Source organism: Oxobacter pfennigii, from assembly GCF_001317355.1.
In the GTDB taxonomy this organism is placed as follows: domain Bacteria; phylum Bacillota; class Clostridia; order Clostridiales; family Oxobacteraceae; genus Oxobacter; species Oxobacter pfennigii.
On sequence record NZ_LKET01000021.1, the window covers coordinates 377,243 to 396,067 of the forward strand.

Here is an 18,825-nt window from a genome sequence, read left to right on the forward strand (position 1 = left end):
GGGGGTGAGTCTATATGGTAACTCCAATTAAGGACGAAACGCAAAAATCAAAGCCGAAGCTTAAATTTGATGATATAAATATGGCCATGGAAAATCTCAAGGGTATAGTCCACAAGACTGAACTCATATACAGTGAAATATTCAGCACCGAATTCAATAACCATGTGTATATTAAACCCGAAAACCTGCAGACTACCGGCTCCTTTAAAATACGAGGAGCCTATAATAAAATTTGCAGGCTTTCTCCCAAGGAAAGAGAAAGGGGACTCATTTCCTCTTCAGCAGGAAACCATGCTCAAGGAGTGGCATACGCTGCTAAAAGATTAGGAGTCAAGGCCACCATAGTCATGCCTGCTATGACACCCTTAATCAAGATTGAGGCAACCAGAAAATACGGTGCTCAAGTTGTGCTGCACGGGGATTTTTACGACGAGGCTTATTCGAAGGCCAGGGAGCTGGAAAAGGAGGAAGGATATACTTTTATCCATCCTTTTGATGATTTGGATGTAATTGCAGGTCAGGGGACAATAGCAATTGAAATATTGGAGGAGCTTAAAAATGCTGATGCTATACTGGTACCCGTAGGCGGAGGCGGTTTAATAAGCGGCGTAGCCGTAGCTGCAAAATCCATAAAGCCGGATATAAAAATAATCGGCGTGGAGCCGGAAGGCGCAATGGCAATGAAATTATCATTAGACAATGATAAGCTTATAAGCCTGGATACGGTTAAGACCATAGCCGACGGCGTGGCAGTTAAGAGGCCAGGAGACATCACATTTTCAATAATAAGGGATTATGTTGATGAGATTGTTACCGTCACCGATTTTGAGGTGATGGAGGCATTTTTAATACTTATGGAAAAGCATAAAATAATAGGCGAAAGCTCAGGAGTATTATCTCTTGCAGGGCTGAAGAAGATCAGGGAAAAGGGAAAAAACATAGTTTGTTTGGTAAGCGGCGGCAATATAGATGTCGTTACTGTATCCTCAATGATAAACAGAGGACTTGTATCAAGAGGAAGGCTTTTATGCTTTTCTGTGGAATTGACAGACAGGCCTGGAGAGCTTCAAAAAATTGCTGAAGTTTTGGCAAAGCTTAATGCAAATATTATAAAGCTTGACCATAATCAGTTTAAAACCTTTGACAGGTTTAATCAGGTACAGCTTGAAGTAACGGTGGAAACCAACGGGCACGGTCATATAGACCAGATTATTTCAACGGTGGAAAGAATGGGATACAGCGTCATAAGAATATATTAATACTTTATAATCCGTATAGAGAAAGAAGCCTTAAGCCCTCCTCATAATATGAGGGGGCTGATTTATATGCCCAGCTGCAGATGTATATACCCATGAAAAGAAAATAATAATCAAGCCTTTTATAAAAGCTTTCATCAATAGAACAATATTTATTGTAGCCTTTTAAGAAAGCTTTTTCATAATCCTTATTATAGAGAAAATAATCATGATGTAGCAATGCAATATCAACATCCTTATTTCCCGGAAGGCATTGTTCAAAATCGATAATACCGCTTAAAGACCATGAGTTTCCTTGAGCTTTAACAAGTATGTTCCTGCCGTTATAATCGTTGTGGCAAAGGCGGGCTTCCGTGATATCATCCATCAAATCATAATTGCTTCTCAATTTATTTATGGCTTTATCAAATAAAGACTGCTGTTCAGGCGTTTTAGGCAGCATATCTTCTATGCAGCTTTCAGCCAAAGCTATAAAGCGTTCTTTATAGCTTTTTATATTATCAAAGCTTTTGCAGTTCTCATCCCAATTTCCAAAAAAATCAAAGGTTTTAAAGCTGTGTATTTTACCCAACTCTTCTCCCATACCTTCAAAAATGCTATGAACAGAATCATCACTTATATTTTTTTTTGCCTGTTCAAACAATTGACCCTCGAGATATTCAATCATGATCCAGTCAATTTCATTATTTATTATTCTGTAATCAATGAGTTCAGGGCATTTTACAGAACTCTTTGATAATAGCTTTAAAGAGGCAACCTCCCTGTTGGCTCTGTTTTTAATAAAATATATTTTGAATATAACTGAAAGGTTATTTTCGTCAGTAACATGATAAACAAGATGTCTATTAAGCTCATGATTTCCCACGGCTTTAATGTTAACTTTTTTATGAAAAACAGAGTGTATAATATCAAGGGCAGTTTTTTCCGTAAGAGGAGTCATAATTACAACCTCCTTGTAAGGTTATAAAAAAACAATGTTTGAAAATGCACCTTAAATAAGTGTCTTATATCCTTATTCAAGGTGCATTGTTTTTATTATTGAATTATTTATTGCTTTTTAATAAGCCGGAAAAGAATTCACCGATTGCTCTGAATAAAAGCACCAGCCAGTTGGCTTTTTTGACCTCGCTTGCCGTTACTATTACCGGTTCATTCATAATCCTTATAGCCTCGGTAAGATAACCGTAGTCTTCTTCTCCTTTATATGTAAGCGCAATGGAACCCATAACCTGGTCTTTTTCAAGGGGTGCTGTCAAAGAGCCGTCTTTTAAAACCGCCGGGTCTAAATCATAAGAAGGCTCAAATTGATCTTCTTCGCCTTTTTTAATAATCATTGTAAAAGGATCCCTGGTTACAACACCTACGTTTTTTTCCTTGCCTTTAACAACAGGTAATGTAGAATTACCTTCTATGCTGTATCCTGCAGGAAAAAGCTCCTTTTTCTCAAAATTGTTAAATGCATAATCTAAAAGCCTTTTTGTTTCGGCAAAACGTTCAAGCTTAGAGCTGGTTTTCATTATTACAGCAATGATACGCATATCGTTTTTCTTTGCCGTTGCAGTAAATGAATTTCCGCCTAAGTCTGTGGAGCCGGTTTTTAAGCCATCCACTCCAGGATAGTCATATACTCCATACATGGTGCCGGGAATCATCCAGTTCCAGTTATCCATTTGAATTTCATCCGTTGTTCCTTCGCGGAATTTCTTAACGGGAATGCTGGAGGTATTCAAAACTTCGGGATAATCCTTCAACAAATGATATGCAAGAGTAGCAGTAGCTTTAGCGGACATTACATTTTCTTCATTGCCATCGGTGCCCTCAGGATGCTGTCCTAAGAGGTCCTCGTTATTTAACCCTGTGGAATTGACAAATTTAAAATCCGTAAGTCCCATTTCGGCACCTTTTTCATTCATCATTTTAACAAAATTGGTCTCAGAGCCTGCAATTAATTCCGCCAATGCTATGGTTGAACCGTTGGCGGAATAAATGGCCATTGATTCATAAAGCTCTCGCACGGTATATTTTTGATCTTTTCTTAATGGCACATTTGACAATGCTCTGTTCTGAGATATTTGATAAACAAAGTCACTGATAGAAGTTTCCTGATCCCAAGATATCTTATTTTCCTTAATTGCTTCAAAGAGCAGATACTCTGTCATCATCTTCGTCATGCTGGCAGGATGAAGTGGAGCATCCTGCTTATATTGATACAAAATCCTTCCTGTATCAGCATCCACCAAAATGGCCGATTCAGCCTTTAAACCAAGAGTATTTGCTGGAGCGGCCAAAGCCTCATGAGGCAGTACTGCCGTCAACAAAAACAGTGATACAAGCATATACATAATGCTCTTCTTCAGTAGTCCCTTCATAATACGTACACCTCAAACTATTTTTCTAAATTTTTCAATTACATAACATTAAAGCCTGTAATTGAATACCTTACTTATTTTACTATACTTTACCTCTATAGCACTTTCAACTGGTTATAGCAGGAAAAAAGTTATCTTTTTATGAATTAAAGTATTTGTCTATGAGCTTTTCAGCAAGGCGTTTTTGTGCATCTGCCTGTGCCACAAGTATAAGTATCACCAAAAACAGCTCGGCTAAATCCTTGTTCTCGCTGCTTAATGTCTTGGTTTTTTCCTTTATCAATTTATACTTGTCATCAAAAACATCATAGTATTTTTCAAATTCCTTTTTCTTTATCTCAAGTATTGTTGAATATATGTCTTCAAGAGGTATTAAATCGTCTTCCTCTGTGCTTATATTGTTTAAAATAGGTGCCATGATAGTGTGGATATCGTTAATTGAAAGTATCTGCTTAAGATAATAGATAAGAATTAAAAGTATCATATGCCTTTTGCTGTATTTTTTATTTTTTGAAGGCATAAGAATACCCAGCTTTGTATAGTTATTAATCATGGTTTTGGTAAGTATTTTATCCTCGCTGCCCCTCTTCAAATGACCCAATTTATCATCAAAAAAGGATGTAAGCTGTTCCATATAAAGATCTATATCCGGAATTTTGGAGATTTCAATATCATCAAGCAATGACATATCATTTATTATCTTCATTAAATCGCTTTTTTCCAGCTTCATATATATCACCTCATAGACATTATATAGTATTTATAACTATGTTACAACACATTTATAAGATAACAAGAGATATTAAGAGATACAAAGAGAAAAAGTATAAAACATAAAAGAGTTATTATAACACCGACTGATATGCTCTTAAAATATGTCATAGGCGTGTTGATAATATTACAACTATGTTTTATTATAAATATAACAACAATAAGTAGTAATTAAAACTACATAAAGTTGTTGGCGAAACTATAAGATTGAATCAGGCACAATAAAAATTTAAGGGGGGATAAAAATGGGGTCAATATTGTTTTGGCTGATAATTTCAATTGCAGCACTGATAGCTGACATAATAACAAGCAGCTTCTTTCTTTCGGGGTTCACTGTCGGCGGTATTTTTGCTTTGCTGGCAAAGGTGCTTAAGATAGGCTTTACCGGACAGATAATGGTATTCGCTATCGTAAGTTCTATAGCCATAGCTGGTGAATATTATTGGCTGAAGAAAAAGCTTAATAAGACCATACCTAAGACAAATAAGATGGAAGAAGAATACATCGGCAGAATAATGACTGCCAATGAAGACATTGGAGATAAAGGAAGAATAAAAATTGACGGTATATACTGGGCTGCCGAAAATGATGGAGAATCCATACGTATAGGAGATAAGTTTGAGGTTACCGGTATAAAAGGTAACAGGATGATTGTAAAGAAGGTGGTTTAGCTATGAAAGTGATTCCTTTTAAAAAATATGCTGCTGTTTCATTTGGTGTATTTGGTTCCTTAGGAATTATGGCAAAGGCCATGCTTATGGATGAGCCGGCAAAAACATTTTTAGGGGTAATACCTTTAACACTTAAGTCGGCAATTTTGATAAACTGTATAACCTTGTTTCTGATATCACTTATATTTTATGGTTTGATTGTGGTATGGAATTAAAAGATTGCTATATAATAATGAAATTTAAATTTGGGAGGAATTTATAAATGTTAGGATTTGTTCTTACTGTATTGCTTGGCGGACTGGTTTTAGTATTACTATTCTCATCAATTAAAGTTGTAAATACCGGATATTTGTTTGTGGTTGAAAGATTCGGACAGTTTTATAAAGTATTGGAGCCGGGATGGCATATATTAATTCCATTTGTAGATTTTGTGAGAAAAAGGATTTCCACTAAGCAGCAGATTCTTGATATTGAGCCCCAGAGCGTTATTACAAAGGATAATGTTAAAATATCCATTGATAATGTAATATTCTATAAAATCATGAATGCAAGGGATGCAGTATATAATATAGAAGATTTTACATCGGGTATAGTCTATTCGACAATTACAAACATGAGAAACATCGTGGGAAACATGTCATTGGACGAAGTATTGTCAGGTAGGGACATGATAAACTCTGAACTTTTAAAAGTAGTAGATGAGATAACAGATGCATATGGCATTAAAATTCTTTCAGTTGAAATTAAAAATATCATACCTCCTGCAGAAATTCAGCAGGCTATGGAAAAACAGATGAGGGCAGAAAGGGATAAACGTGCAGCTATACTGCAGGCTGAAGGTGAGAAACAAGCGGCCATTGCCATAGCTGAAGGAGATAAGCAGTCAAAGATACTGCAGGCGGAAGCCGAAAAGGAAGCCAATATAAGGCGGGCAGAAGGCTTGAAGGAATCACAGCTGCTTGAAGCCGAAGGTAAGGCAAAAGCCATGGAGGAAATTGCAAAAGCCCAGGCTGATGCAATAGAAGTGGTAAACAAAGCTATAATAGAGTCAGGCACAAATGAGGCAGTAATCGCATTAAAACAGATAGAAGCATTGACAGAAATGGCTAAAAATCCGGCAAATAAGCTCATCATACCTACAGAAGCAGTATCATCCCTGGGGAGCATTGCAGCTGCCGCTGAAATGCTGAAGTCAGGAAAGTAAGTTAAAACATTAAGTTGTTAAGCCTATGAAATATTCAATTTCATAGGCTTTAATTTTACGTCCTCTATATACGATTTAATATTTCTATTGTAAAATCTCAAAATATTTTCTTTAAAATTGCACAACCTCTTTTGACTTCATATATATTAATAAAAAAAGGGTATTTAACATGAACTTAACAATTCACTAAATACATAGCCGCGTATTAAAAAACAAAGAAAAATATCACATGCAAAAAATATAAATAATATACTGCATTTTTGTGTCGGTATATATCATATGAAGTTTCTTGCATCGCATTTATATTTTGTTATAATAGTCTATAACCTTTATAAGCGCGTTGATATTGGAGGTGACGATATGAGGGAAAATAAAACTGACAAAAAGGAAGAATTTGAAAAAGTGAGCAATGAAACACGGGTTTCCGGTGATATTGATGATTTGATTTTTGGGGATGAAGGATACAGATGCTCGGAACGGTAGTATTTTGCTTGACTTAATTAACTATGGATAATAAATGAATTATTTATATAAATTGCATGTGTAAATAACATAGAATTGGATAAATTATAATTAGCCGATAAGGGGAGTGATTACCTCTTCTCTCCATCAAAACCGGTTATGGAAAGATAGGTTAAGGTAATTCTGCGCGAAAAGTGAAATAAAATATAAGGTGTAAACTTAAATGAGCTTGCCTTTGTTTTATATAGAATATCAATTCTTTCACTGCAGTAAATCAATTACCTGTAAGGGCAGTTAACAGCTGCCCTTATTATTTTATAAAAATATATATTAATAATTATAGGTTCATTGAGGCTGATTGATGGACCTTTCTTATTCAAAAATATTTCGTCAAATACTTTGATAATTATTTAATTACCAATTGTCTTTGGCCTAAGGTTTGTAAATGTATAAATATAGTATTATAATGATATTCAGTTATTATTAAGTTAATAATAAGTGTGTGATATAAGTGTTACATTTGAGGGGAGATTACAAATGCATAAGATTGACTTCAGGGAAAAAAGAAATCTTACAATGCTGACTGATTTTTATGAGCTGACCATGGCAAACGGTTATTTTGAAAACGGTTTAAAGGATAAGATAGCGTATTTTGATATGTTTTTTCGCGAAGTTCCTGATGATGGAGGATTTGCCATCATGGCGGGGGTGGAACAGCTAATGGATTATCTTAAAAGTATAAAATTTGAAGATGAAGATATAGACTACTTAAAATCTAAAAATATATTTTCTTCGGGATTTTTGGAATACTTAAAGAATTTCAGTTTCAGCTGCGACGTATGGGCAGTTCCTGAAGGAACCCCAATATTTCCCAATGAACCAATATTGATTGTCAAGGGCCCTATTATAGAAGCTCAGTTTATTGAAACTATGGTGCTTCTGACTATAAACCACCAAAGCCTCATTGCTACAAAAACAAACAGGATAGTAAGAGCCGCCCAGGGCAGGCCTATCATGGAGTTTGGATCAAGAAGGGCTCAAGGATATGACGGAGCAATACTCGGAGCCAGAGCCGCATATATAGGAGGCTGCAGCGGTACCGCCTGCACGATAACCGACAGAGATTTCGGAATCCCGGCATTAGGCACCATGGCACACAGCTGGGTGCAGTCCTTTCCCACCGAACTTGACGCTTTCAGAGCCTACGCCAGAATATATCCTTCGAATTGTACAATATTAGTAGATACCTACAATGTTCTAAAATCGGGAATACCAAATGCTATAAAGGTATTTGAAGAAGAAATAATTCCAAGAGGATTCAGACCCGCAGGAATCAGAATTGACAGCGGGGATATTACTTATCTTTCAAATATAGCCAGAAAAATGCTTGATAATGCAGGCTTTAAGGATTGCAAAATAGTAGCTTCAAATTCTCTTGATGAATACGTAATAAGAGATATATTAATCCAGGGCGCAAAGGTAGACATTTTCGGGGTTGGTGAAAGGCTTATTACTTCAAAATCCGAACCGGTTTTCGGAGGAGTATATAAGCTGGCGGCAGTTGAAGAGGACGGTAAAATAGTATCCAAAATTAAAGTAAGTGAAAACGTTGCTAAAATTACAAACCCATCGTTCAAGAAAGTATACAGGCTTTTCAGAAGGGATACCGGAAAGGCAATTGCGGACGTTATTACCCTTGCAGATGAGGTCATTGATGATACAAAGCCATATGAGATTTTTGACCCTGTTCATACGTGGAAAAAGCAGGTTGTTACTAACTTTCACGCCAAGCCGCTCCATGAAAAGATTTTTGAAAAGGGAAGATGCATATATGAGAGTCCCAATTTAAAATATATCAGCGAATACTGCCGGGATCAGATTGATACCTTATGGGAAGAGGTATTGAGGTTTGAAAATCCTCACAAATATTATGTGGATCTCTCAAGGCCATTATGGGAGATAAAGCAAAAACTCTTACAGGAGTATTCATATTAAAGTAAAAAGGGTAAAGCAAGAGTAAATAAACTCTTGCTTTACCCTTTTTTTACCATAAATTAACCTAATACAACAAACATTGTCAGCATAAAAGAAGGATTTTTTACATTCGTATATAATATATATTATATTATCAGGCATTTTTTTGATTGTTTATATGCACTGTTAAAGGGGTATAATTATACGCAAGGAGTTGACATGTAATGGATATGGAATTGGTTATGGCAATTTTATCGGGAATTGTATCACTTGTGGTTTTTTTAAATATATTTGCATACTTAAACCGCATATTTAACATTGATCTTCCTGACATAATCGGTTTTATATTGATGCTTGCAGGGATACTTGGATTATATATAAAACGGGACTTCTTTTTTGGATTCCATCCTATTATTACGGGTGTAACAGTAGGCACCATCCTTGCATTGCTTTGGGATATCAAGGGCGCCGGGTTTATGATATATATAAAGAATACCATATTAACCTTCAGATTCTGGATGTGGATAATTGCACTGGTTGCCGGGATATATAGCAGGTACATAATGCTTAATTCTCTAGACGAATATTTGATCCAAAGCATAAATGAGATAAATCAATATTTACTTATAGCATCATTAATATTGATCATTTTAGGCTCCTTTCTTCTTCTGTATCCAGAGGTATATGCTCAGAAAAACCCAAAAAACTCAGGGTTTAGTATTTATAAGAGGATTTCAAAGGGAAAAAAGGCTGCAGGGCAAATAATCGGATTTATACTGGTTCTTATATTTTCAATTTTTTTGGTGGATGCATTAAGTTATATAAGCTCTTTTTTCAATATTATTATTTAGTCATTCGAGTGAGAACCATAGTGCAGCTTATAATAATTAGGGGGCAGGGATATGCTCTCTTTTATAATCTATTAAGCATTGACAACAAAGTTTAGTCTATGTATAATGTATAAGTGACGCAAGAAGCGTCAAAGCCATATGCGCCCGTAGCTCAGGGGATAGAGCAACGGTTTCCTAAACCGTGTGTCGGATGTTCGATTCATCTCGGGCGCACCATAACAAAATAAATCTTTGCCAGGAGGATACGATATAAATTCGTAGCCTTTTTTACTTTGATGAGGTTATTAAAGAAGGATTATGGAAACATTAAATATAGTTTAAAGTTGCTATATATGCATGGCTAATGAGGAGCGATATGGATAAGAAATTTCTAAGAATTGCATATGTTGGAGAAAGATTGCTGAGTTTTATTATAGATTATATAGTAATATTTTTATCTATAGGAGCTTCTTTGGCGATTTTAACATTGATTGATGAGTCATTAGGCTGGATATCACTTATTGTGGGAACAGTATTTCTCCTGCTAAAAGATATCTTTTAAGGGCAAAGTATCGGCAAGAGAATATTTAAGCTTGCAGTCAGAGATGAGAGCGATATAACAAATATACCCGAAAAAGAAATTAGTTTTAAGAAATGTTACTTTTATCTTATTGTTTATAGATTTGTTCTATATGCTTTTTAACAAAAAGAATCAAAGAACAGGGGATAGACTTGCAGGAACAGCAGTTGTAAAATTGACAGAAGACAGCAAACATAGCGAAGATGAGGCCATTGAAAAATATAATGCATACATCGGCCAGCAAAAAGATGATGGAGCGTCATGCTTAAAAATAATTGTTATTATAATTGCCATTGGTATATTATTTTTCTGCACCCTCTTTTTTGGCATTATATCATTAATTAAGAGCAGCAGTGCATATAAAGAAGCCATTTATCAGATTCAAAATAATGAAAAGGTACTGGAGCAAACAGGGAATATTGAAGGTTATGGATTTTTCCCAACTGGTTCAGTCTCAACAAATAATGGAGTGGGCAATGCTGAATTTGTTATTAAAGTTAAAGGAAGCAATAAAGATGTTTATGTTCATACAGTATTATCGAAATTCCTCGGAAGCAAATGGAGGATAGTAAGCTTGGAAGTCCTGGAATAGGTATTGTTCCAGAGAGCATATACACCCAATTAGAGGTGGACAAAATATAAAATCTTCGCTATAATGATTAACGTATTAAAGCATTGCAAACAGATGTGCTATTCATTTAAGTACATTACTTTTATTTTGGATGTGTAGATATTGGATATAGATTTTATGAAACTGGCACTGGATGAAGCCTCTGAAGCTTATAAACAAGACGAGGTTCCAATTGGCGCTGTTATAGTCAGAAATGGAATTGTTATTTCCAAAGCTCATAATCTAAGAGAAGTATTAAAAGATCCAACCGCCCATGCAGAAATACTGGCTATAAAAAAAGCTTCCGAAACCCTTGATGCGTGGCGGCTGTTAGATTGTGACCTCTATGTAACAATAGAGCCATGTCCAATGTGTGCCGGTGCTATAGTGCAGGCACGAATAAAAAGGCTTATTTTTGGAGCAAAAGACCCAAAAGCCGGAGCCTGCGGCTCCGTAATGGACGTAATAGGTAATACAAAACTAAATCACAAAGTGGAAGTAACATCCGGAATTATGGAAAGCGAATGCAGTAATATAATGAAGGATTATTTTAAGAGAAAGCGAATCTAACATACATGGAGAGATGTCAGAGTGGTCTATAGTGCACGACTCGAAATCGTGTGTACTGTGATGAGCAGTACCGTGGGTTCAAATCCCACTCTCTCCGCCAAACAACTGTAAATCCGAGCCCTTGATTTTGGGTTCGGGTTTTGTTTTATTACCTCTATCAATAAAAAATCTCCAAAAGGGAATTTCTTTGTTGTAATATAATAAAAGAGTGTTAATTAGGGGTGATTATATGATATTATTTGATACTGATCGTTTTAAGGTTTATAACTATATTATTCATCATTTTTTAGAAGTGGAGATTTTCAATGAAGATGAATACATAGATATTGGAGTGTGAATGTCAATGAATTTCTTTACCACTTGACATTGGAAAAGTTTACCACTTAATCTCTAATTGTGGGGAAACACTGATTTGCAGCATTCCCCCGGTAGTTATTCATCCTTATCTTTGTTTGAATGTTCTGCTCTGTAAGGATGGTCTCAGAAAATTTGAGGTTTGTAGATACAATCACACTGAGGGCGTTCAGCTCTGTCTGCAATGACTTTAAATAATAATTCTGATTGATGCCGATTAAAAGTAAGATAGCTTAACTCATCAATAATCAGTAAGTCAGCTTTGGATATCTGTCGTTCCAGTTTAATAAGCTTTTTGTATTCCTGAGCTTCAATCAGCTCATTTGATAGATTTGCTGCTGTGTAAAATTTTACATTCATGCCTTGCATACAGGCTTTAACGCTAAGGGCTATACTAAGATGGGTTTTACCCGTACCAGGGTTGCCAATCATTACGATATTTTGCCTTTTACTAATAAAATTACAGCTGGCAAGTTCATAAATAAAAGATTCCGTAATGTGTTCAAAACAACTAAAATCAAGTTCATCAATAGTTTTTACATACGGGAAATTCGCTGCCTTAATTTTGCGTTTTTGGCTGCTTTCCATCCAGGAATCAAGCTCCATTTTCATGAGAGCCAAGAGAAAATCTTCATAGCTTTTGGTGTTTTCTAATTGGCGTATTACTTTATCATAATTATTAAATGTGGGCAGCTTTAAATGCTTGGAATACAGTTCAATAGTCTGAGCGTTGCTGTTTTTCATTGATTTGCTACCCCGTATTTTTTATCATATTTCCTTAAGTCAGCTTTAGCAATGTTAATCTCATTTTTAAGATATATGATGGGGGAATCCATTGGCCCATTTAAATAAGTTTTCACATGTCAACTGAAGGAATAATATGAATTGGAATCTGGTGCTTAATAGAGAGGATTCTCTCTTCACCATAATCTATGCATAAGCGAAGCAGTTTAACCATTTCCTTGTTTCCGCCGGGCAGTTGTCTTCCCCATTCTAATATTTCTTCGGTGAGAGTTTCTTTAACTGGTCTGGCATTATGCACAGACCTAGGCTTTCTTTCTATTAAGTCAATGTAATGTTCTAAACGGTACTGTGTATAGCCGGAACCATATTGACGTGAATATGATGCAATTACAGTTCCTTGATGCAGTATATTGATATTATTGGCATAACCTTTGACTGTGACATCTTTACGCAGATATCTTGCAGGAACTGAGTAGTTATTTTTCTCATAGCGAACAGTTGAAAAATCATCCACCCTGGCTATTGCTGTTTTGCTTGTATCAAATCGATATTTGGGTATAGAATCCAAGGCCGCTACTTCTTTCTGATACATTACTTTAACGGGATGCTGACGGTGTTCAACTTTATGATTTTCACGATATTTAATGCACCCATCCCAAAGCTTGCGGTTTAGTTCTTCGATATTGGGAAAATGATGCTCCCGTTAAAGAAGAACGTATACAATTAGTTCTAGAAAATATTATGGATGCGTATTTTTATAATCAAGAAATCGATATTACTAGAGAAGCTTTATTAGGAAATGGTAAAGTAGATTTCAAACTATATAGAAATAAAAACGAGGGTGAAAAAATATTAATTGAAATTAAAAGAGCAAGCAGTTCATATTTAAAAAAAGGATATGAAAAACAATTGGCAGATTATATGTTGTCTACTAATTATAAAAATGCATTTTATTTAATTGCGTGTTTTACTGATAGCTAATTTAAAAAAACCGAGCAATTTATTAGAAATCATGTTTATACTGATACAATACAACTATATATAAATATATCTATATTAGATTTACGTAAGCGCAAAACTGCTTCTGTTTCATAAGTTATGCTGAAAGTAAATCAATCCAAATGTGCTGATGGATGTATGAAGTTGCGATAAAATCTATAATTTGTACTACTCTTCGTATTAAAAACCGAAAAAATAACAGGCAAAAGCCAGCCAAACGGGCGTGCTCGAATTGAGTATGTCCGTTTTTACACATGCTGTGTGTTTTACCACTAGATTATAGGAAGGCGGTCAAGAGTAGATAATAGACTGGGAATATAAAATGCGGACTTGTTTATAGTGGTAATTTAAATATATTTTTGGCGGCTGTAGCTTTTTATCACTCTGCAGTGTATTCAGTATGAAAGGAGAGATAGGATGGGCGAACAGTACCGGCCGACTTCATCAGAAGAGGCCGTGGAGCATTATGCGACGATGGTCTATCGGCTTGCCTATGCGCAAGTGAGGAACAAAGCCGATGCCGATGATATTTTCCAAGAGGTATTCTTGCGGTATGTAAAAAATGTGAAGAATTTCAACAGTAAGGAGCACGAAAAATTTTGGCTGATCAGAACTACGGTGAATTGCAGCAAAAACCTTTGGAGGTCGGCCTGGTTTCGCAAAACTGTTCCATTAGATGATAAGTTGGTTTTTGAAGGCAGCGCAGAGAATACGCTGACATCGGAGTTATGCAAATTGCCGGAAAAGTTTCGTATTGTACTGCATTTGTTCTATTATGAGGATTTTTCAGTTGCGAAAATTGCTGAGATCCTTGGTCAAAAAGAGCCCACGATCCGTACATGGCTTACAAGAGCACGTGTAGCTCTGGGAAAAAGTCTGGGGGAGGAATTTATAAATGATTAAAGGAGCGTATAATTCTATGAACGAGCAAATTGTACCTGATGTTCAATTGATCAAGGAAACAAAAGAGAGAATATCAAATTCAGAAAAGAGGAAGTGGAATCATAAGGTTGATGTCCGCACAGCCGCAGTAGTAGCCTGCCTCTGCCTTACGGTGATCATCGGGCTTTGGGGCAGACAGGGCAGTAATACTCAAATCCATATAATCGAATTCAGCTCCTATGGAGAGATTAACCAAAAGCTGTACTTCGATCCAGAAACTACTCATGAAGAGAAATGGACAGAAGCGCAGGTATTGGAGTATTTTGGGCGGAATCCGGTGCCTGCTAAGTCTTTTAATGGATTGGAATATCAACCTCAGAATGATTTCTACGTTATACTCAACAACGATGGAACTATGAATTATGATAACTTCCTTTATAATTATTCTGAAGCCGGGGAATGGACATCTCGTACAAAAGACCTCTCGGTTGCCGTTTCTAAAGGCAGGCTATCCCCGACTTGTGTTCGATATCTGGAAGATGAGAAGACCCGCTCTGAAATAAATGGCGTACCACTCACCATAGTCCGTATGCCCATTGCCATAGATCAAAACGGCAATACGTCCGAACGGTATCTTGCTGAATTTATGTATAAAGGGCTTGGATACAGGGTAACGGCAAACAATCTTACACAAAAGGAATTTATTGCTGTCTTAGATTTAATTCTGGAAAATTAGAATCAACTGGCGTTTAAATGTACGCTCAGATAGCAGAAAAGAACGGTGGAATCTTTTTTTACTTAACTTCTCATTAAAAAGCAGGTCAGTGACCTGCTTTTTAATAATTTTACAATATAAATTCTCGCTTTATATACTATCTTATAGGTATACACCTAATTCGAGAATGCTTGCCTGATTTAACAGGAAAAACTTTTTAGCGCCATATTACACCGGGATCGATTTTATCGCAATAAGCGCTGCCGGTGACATTCATGACCATCTGAAGTTCATCGGTTATTCCTTCAATGACCTTTCTAACGCCATCGGAACCATCTGATGCAAGACCTGATATAACCGCTTTTCCCACAGAAACAGCCTTTGCTCCTAGCGCCAAGGCTTTAAATGCATCAGTCCCGCGGCTGATGCTGCAATCAACAAAAATAGATATTTTCCCGCCGATGATTTTTACAATGCGAGGCAAAATCATAAGCGGAGGCACTGCATAATCCAAAACTGCACCAGCATGATGGGAGACAACAATTCCAGCTGCACCTGCTTCCAATGCCTTTTTAGCATTCTGTTCACTGAGTACGCCTTTCAATATAAAGGGCAGTTTTGTCGCCTTTATGTAACTTTTGATATCATCCTGTGTTTTGGGACCTACGGGATAAGATAGGGCATAACCTCTGCTTCTTTTGCTTCCAAATACGTAGTCTATGTCCATCCCAACAGCTAAAGCGCCGTATTTTTCTGCCTGAGATATTTTTTCAAATATCAAGTCTGTGTCTGAATATGGTTTAATGATTTTTATGGTTTTTGCCCCAGTTTTGATTATTGCCTTTAGTTCCTCTTCGTCGCCTATACCGGACCACATTACCGCGCCAGCTGCTGCCACTCCCTTTGCCACCTCAACCATACCATTAGTACGGACATTACTTAGCCCTGATAAAGCAGCCACCATCACGGGAGTCGCAAAGGATTCACCGAAAAGCTTCATCTTTGTTGAAGATACTATTGAGTCTATTACCCGCATTTCGATCAACAACGAATCGATGTAGTCACGAGTTATTTTTGCAGAATCGCCCGAAACCGCTTGTCTATTGGTTATTCCTTTTTCCTGCGGCTTTTTTTCACCGTCATTTAAAGAATTCTCACTCATATGAATACCTCCATTTAAATATTTAAGCCATATTGACTGATATTTCAGATAGTGCCGGTTTTTTTCATAAAAGGCACTATCTATTTCTTTTTTCTTTCCGGATTTAGCAACAGCTCAATACAATTAGGAACTTTTAGATAGGCGACTCCTGAATCCTAGGCTATTTGATATAATAATAGTACTATTGCGTTATCTCATTTTCAAGAACACAGAATATAATGAGCAGGTTCGAAAAACGTGACTAAAATAATCTATCAAAATAATTGACTTTATGAGGACTAGTGTACATTGGGTAGGCGCCATGGTTAGTCATTTGTCCTGCACTGTTTTTGTGTTATACTTATATCAATACGACAATTGGAAATACATAGGAGGTATGTGGAGTGAATAAGATTACATGCATCTGCTTAGGTGTAAGAAGCATGAAAAAATCTATTGAGTTTTATAGAGATAAGCTGGGTTTTCAAACGGAAGAAAAAGATAATAATCCCAAAGTAGTGTTCTTTAATACACCGGGTACAAAGTTCGAGCTATATCCACTGGAGTTGTTGGCGGAAGATATCAGCGATCAAAATCCGCCTAAAATAGCAAGTGGCTTTGCTGGAATTACTTTGGCATATAACGTTCAACATAAAGAAGACGTTGATAAAGCCATTGAACTGGCAAGAAGTGCCGGAGCTGAAATCGTCAAAGAGCCTCAAGATGTTTTTTGGGGCGGATATCACGCATACTTTGCTGATTTAGATGGTTATTACTGGGAAGTAGTCTGGGGACCCAATTTTAAATACGATGATAATGGTATGCTGATATTCTAAAAAGAGTGTAGATATTGAAGCTAAAAAAGGAGAGCGTAGTAATGAAAGTTAGGATGGCAACTGTAAACGATATAGACTTGCTTATAAAGGTAAGATTTGATTATTTTGATGCTGATAACTGGGAATTAACCGTTGACAAAAAGAATATGATTTATTCACAGCTGCAGCAATATTATCCTGAACATTTAAATAAGGATTTCTTTGCAGCATTAGTGGAAGATGCAAACGAAGATATTGTATCTGCAGCATTTTTGATTATATCTGAAAAACCTGCAAATCTATACTTCCCAACAGGTAAAACCGGAACTATTCTAAATGTGCTTACTTATCCGGAATATCGCAAAATGGGTTATGCTACAAAAGCATTGAATTCGCTTATAGATGAAGCGAAAAATCAAAATTTATCATATATAGAGCTTTCCGCTTCCGAACTAGGCAAACCTTTATATCAAAAGCTGGGCTTCCTTAAATTCGAAGAATCACATCATGAAAAAATGAAATTAGCATTAATTTAAAGTTATTAGCATAAAGGGGGGCATACAATGAAAAATGTATCAGAAAAAACAATGTTAGCTATAATAATGGCTCTTGTGTTAATATTTGGTTTAATCATTAGCAACAAAGTAGATACAAGTATCAGTAATCTTTCAAATAAGGTGCAGAATCTTAGCAACACTGTGAACAACCAGAATCAACAAATCAGCAACTTGTATGCACGAATTGAAAATCTGCTTGAAAGTCAGACTAGCATAATAGACAGTTATGATATCAAATACGGAGCCTTTAATGGTGATGATTTAACTTATGAGGTTTTATTTACAGTGACTCCAAAAGAGGGGGGAGAAAACATTAAGGCTACTGTTTCACTGGACGATGTAAAAAGCGAAATGAACCGCATAGGCAACTCCTTTGCTGCTTCTGTGAAGGTACCTGTTGCAAAGGAATATCAACCGACAATTACTTTTTTAGAGAATAATATAAGCAGAAATGAAACTTTGAAAGATACACTTTCATTCCGTCAGAATTATTTGATGCAGATAAAAAGCGGATTTTCCGGGGAGAAATCATATAATAATGGCAATTTAAATTATAAAGGGAATGTTATTATATACTTCGGCCTTCCAACAGAGATGGGAGTAGAGTCAGGAAGATTTTTAGCCTTATTAAATAAAAAAGAACTATGGACAAAAGGTTTTTCATTCAGCAATCAAAAAGAAAATGATATTGAATTCAATGAAATATTTGCAGTAAATTCAGGAGATGAATTTATATTGTATATTGAAGTTAAAGATACAAACGGTATAACCTATCGCTATCCTATAGACAGCATATATGTTTCACCTGATGGACGTAAACAATCAGAACATTTTGCAGGGAATGAATGCATTATAATAGACAAAAATGGCAATGAGATTAAATTTGAGTAATTTAAGTTTTAAAAAAATACAATATATTTAATAGCAAAAATATGATTGCTTAAATTAAGCAGTCATATTTTTGCTATTGTTATGACTATACACATGTTATTGAAATACATTATCAATATTAGATTATTGTCATATATGCGTCATATGACTTCGTAAAGGAATCTAAAATAGAAGAACAGAAACGCATTCATTAGTTTTTATGTGGTAAGTTAAATAGAGATCATCATATCTGGAATTATTGTGTATTTATAATTGAATTAGGCATTATTAAGCATAACATTAATTACTTTTTTTAGAATTTAATTAATAGGGAATAATAAAATGTAGATAGAAAGGTAAAAATTATGCATAATATAAAACTTTATGTCGTAAATGTAACAATTTACATAAAATGTTGTGTAACGAAATAGGTAAAACAGTGTAGTTTCAT

At 35.7% G+C, this 18,825-nt stretch carries 22 protein-coding genes and 2 tRNA genes; 18 read left to right on the forward strand and 6 right to left on the reverse strand.

Annotated elements, in window-relative coordinates; all coding sequences use genetic code 11:
• Positions 1-14: 14 nt before the first annotated feature.
• On the forward strand, positions 15-1,259 hold the full coding sequence (gene ilvA / locus OXPF_RS04895; protein WP_054874082.1) for a threonine ammonia-lyase: 1,245 nt from the start codon (positions 15-17) through the stop codon (positions 1,257-1,259).
• Positions 1,260-1,263: 4 nt separating this feature from the next.
• On the opposite strand, the gene OXPF_RS04900 is transcribed toward ilvA, so the two are convergent.
• The 3 genes from OXPF_RS04900 to OXPF_RS04910 form a co-directional block, all read right to left on the reverse strand.
• A complete protein-coding gene (locus tag OXPF_RS04900) occupies positions 1,264-2,196 on the reverse strand; it encodes an aminoglycoside phosphotransferase family protein (protein WP_054874083.1) in 933 nt (310 codons plus the stop codon).
• A 103-nt stretch (positions 2,197-2,299) separates the two neighbouring features.
• A complete protein-coding gene (locus tag OXPF_RS04905) occupies positions 2,300-3,625 on the reverse strand; it encodes a D-alanyl-D-alanine carboxypeptidase family protein (RefSeq protein ID WP_054874084.1) in 1,326 nt (441 codons plus the stop codon).
• Positions 3,626-3,764: 139 nt separating this feature from the next.
• Entirely contained in the window at positions 3,765-4,355 is a 591-nt protein-coding gene (locus OXPF_RS04910) for a DUF1836 domain-containing protein (RefSeq protein ID WP_054874085.1), read from the reverse strand.
• A gap of 286 nt (positions 4,356-4,641) precedes the next feature.
• On the opposite strand from OXPF_RS04910, the gene OXPF_RS04915 reads away from it, so the two are divergent.
• From OXPF_RS04915 to OXPF_RS04960, 11 genes are all read left to right on the forward strand, one after another.
• Entirely contained in the window at positions 4,642-5,067 is a 426-nt protein-coding gene (locus OXPF_RS04915; protein ID WP_054874086.1) for an NfeD family protein, read from the forward strand.
• Between the two features lie 2 nt (positions 5,068-5,069).
• Positions 5,070-5,282 (forward strand): hypothetical protein, encoded by a 213-nt coding sequence (locus OXPF_RS04920; RefSeq protein WP_054874087.1) that lies wholly within the window; start codon positions 5,070-5,072, stop codon positions 5,280-5,282.
• Positions 5,283-5,329: 47 nt separating this feature from the next.
• Positions 5,330-6,271 carry an SPFH domain-containing protein gene (locus OXPF_RS04925; protein ID WP_054874088.1) on the forward strand — a complete coding sequence of 314 codons (942 nt, stop codon included), beginning with the start codon at positions 5,330-5,332 and terminating at the stop codon, positions 6,269-6,271.
• 360 nt (positions 6,272-6,631) lie between these two features.
• Positions 6,632-6,754 carry a hypothetical protein gene (locus OXPF_RS23315; protein WP_278308344.1) on the forward strand — a complete coding sequence of 41 codons (123 nt, stop codon included), beginning with the start codon at positions 6,632-6,634 and terminating at the stop codon, positions 6,752-6,754.
• A 516-nt stretch (positions 6,755-7,270) separates the two neighbouring features.
• Positions 7,271-8,728 carry a nicotinate phosphoribosyltransferase gene (locus tag OXPF_RS04930; protein WP_054874089.1) on the forward strand — a complete coding sequence of 486 codons (1,458 nt, stop codon included), beginning with the start codon at positions 7,271-7,273 and terminating at the stop codon, positions 8,726-8,728.
• A 203-nt stretch (positions 8,729-8,931) separates the two neighbouring features.
• Positions 8,932-9,558 carry a hypothetical protein gene (locus OXPF_RS04935; protein WP_054874090.1) on the forward strand — a complete coding sequence of 209 codons (627 nt, stop codon included), beginning with the start codon at positions 8,932-8,934 and terminating at the stop codon, positions 9,556-9,558.
• Between the two features lie 140 nt (positions 9,559-9,698).
• Positions 9,699-9,774, forward strand: a tRNA-Arg gene (locus tag OXPF_RS04940).
• A gap of 139 nt (positions 9,775-9,913) precedes the next feature.
• Positions 9,914-10,099, forward strand: coding sequence for a hypothetical protein (locus tag OXPF_RS04945; RefSeq protein ID WP_054874091.1), 186 nt, complete (start codon positions 9,914-9,916; stop codon positions 10,097-10,099).
• A 130-nt stretch (positions 10,100-10,229) separates the two neighbouring features.
• Positions 10,230-10,709, forward strand: coding sequence for a cytochrome c oxidase assembly factor Coa1 family protein (locus OXPF_RS04950; RefSeq protein ID WP_054874092.1), 480 nt, complete (start codon positions 10,230-10,232; stop codon positions 10,707-10,709).
• A 156-nt stretch (positions 10,710-10,865) separates the two neighbouring features.
• The gene (tadA, locus tag OXPF_RS04955; protein ID WP_054874132.1) at positions 10,866-11,297 is read left to right on the forward strand and encodes a tRNA adenosine(34) deaminase TadA; all 432 of its coding nucleotides are present in this window, start codon (positions 10,866-10,868) and stop codon (positions 11,295-11,297) included.
• 7 nt (positions 11,298-11,304) lie between these two features.
• Positions 11,305-11,397 (forward strand) — tRNA-Ser (locus OXPF_RS04960).
• A 380-nt stretch (positions 11,398-11,777) separates the two neighbouring features.
• Here the strand turns inward: OXPF_RS04960 and OXPF_RS04965 are convergent.
• Together OXPF_RS04965 and OXPF_RS04970 are read right to left on the reverse strand one after the other, a co-directional pair.
• Positions 11,778-12,395 carry an ATP-binding protein gene (locus tag OXPF_RS04965; protein WP_054874093.1) on the reverse strand — a complete coding sequence of 206 codons (618 nt, stop codon included), beginning with the start codon at positions 12,393-12,395 and terminating at the stop codon, positions 11,778-11,780.
• Between the two features lie 112 nt (positions 12,396-12,507).
• A complete protein-coding gene (locus OXPF_RS04970) occupies positions 12,508-12,987 on the reverse strand; it encodes a Mu transposase domain-containing protein (protein WP_160317149.1) in 480 nt (159 codons plus the stop codon).
• 149 nt (positions 12,988-13,136) lie between these two features.
• Here OXPF_RS04970 and OXPF_RS04975 point away from each other — a divergent pair, with 149 nt between their 5' ends.
• The 3 genes from OXPF_RS04975 to OXPF_RS04985 all read left to right on the forward strand — a co-directional run bounded on the left by OXPF_RS04975 (position 13,137) and on the right by OXPF_RS04985 (position 15,012).
• Positions 13,137-13,376, forward strand: coding sequence for a hypothetical protein (locus OXPF_RS04975; RefSeq protein WP_054874095.1), 240 nt, complete (start codon positions 13,137-13,139; stop codon positions 13,374-13,376).
• A 435-nt stretch (positions 13,377-13,811) separates the two neighbouring features.
• Entirely contained in the window at positions 13,812-14,297 is a 486-nt protein-coding gene (locus OXPF_RS04980) for an RNA polymerase sigma factor (RefSeq protein WP_054874096.1), read from the forward strand.
• Positions 14,290-15,012: a hypothetical protein gene (locus OXPF_RS04985; RefSeq protein WP_054874097.1), complete on the forward strand. Its 723-nt coding sequence runs from the start codon at positions 14,290-14,292 to the stop codon at positions 15,010-15,012. Before OXPF_RS04980 ends, OXPF_RS04985 begins: the two co-directional genes overlap by 8 nt.
• Positions 15,013-15,208: 196 nt before the next feature.
• Here the strand turns inward: OXPF_RS04985 and OXPF_RS04990 are convergent, their stop codons facing one another.
• Complete coding sequence (locus tag OXPF_RS04990; RefSeq protein WP_054874098.1) at positions 15,209-16,153, reverse strand: alpha-hydroxy acid oxidase; 945 nt, start codon at positions 16,151-16,153, stop codon at positions 15,209-15,211.
• A 383-nt stretch (positions 16,154-16,536) separates the two neighbouring features.
• Here OXPF_RS04990 and OXPF_RS04995 point away from each other — a divergent pair, with 383 nt between their 5' ends.
• From OXPF_RS04995 to OXPF_RS05005, 3 genes are read left to right on the forward strand one after another with little or no spacing between them, the layout of a single operon-like run.
• The gene (locus OXPF_RS04995) at positions 16,537-16,968 is read left to right on the forward strand and encodes a VOC family protein (RefSeq protein ID WP_054874099.1); all 432 of its coding nucleotides are present in this window, start codon (positions 16,537-16,539) and stop codon (positions 16,966-16,968) included.
• Between the two features lie 14 nt (positions 16,969-16,982).
• Positions 16,983-17,483 (forward strand): GNAT family N-acetyltransferase, encoded by a 501-nt coding sequence (locus OXPF_RS05000; RefSeq protein WP_152967696.1) that lies wholly within the window; start codon positions 16,983-16,985, stop codon positions 17,481-17,483.
• A gap of 27 nt (positions 17,484-17,510) precedes the next feature.
• Positions 17,511-18,395 carry a hypothetical protein gene (locus OXPF_RS05005; RefSeq protein WP_054874101.1) on the forward strand — a complete coding sequence of 295 codons (885 nt, stop codon included), beginning with the start codon at positions 17,511-17,513 and terminating at the stop codon, positions 18,393-18,395.
• Positions 18,396-18,825: the final 430 nt, after the last annotated feature.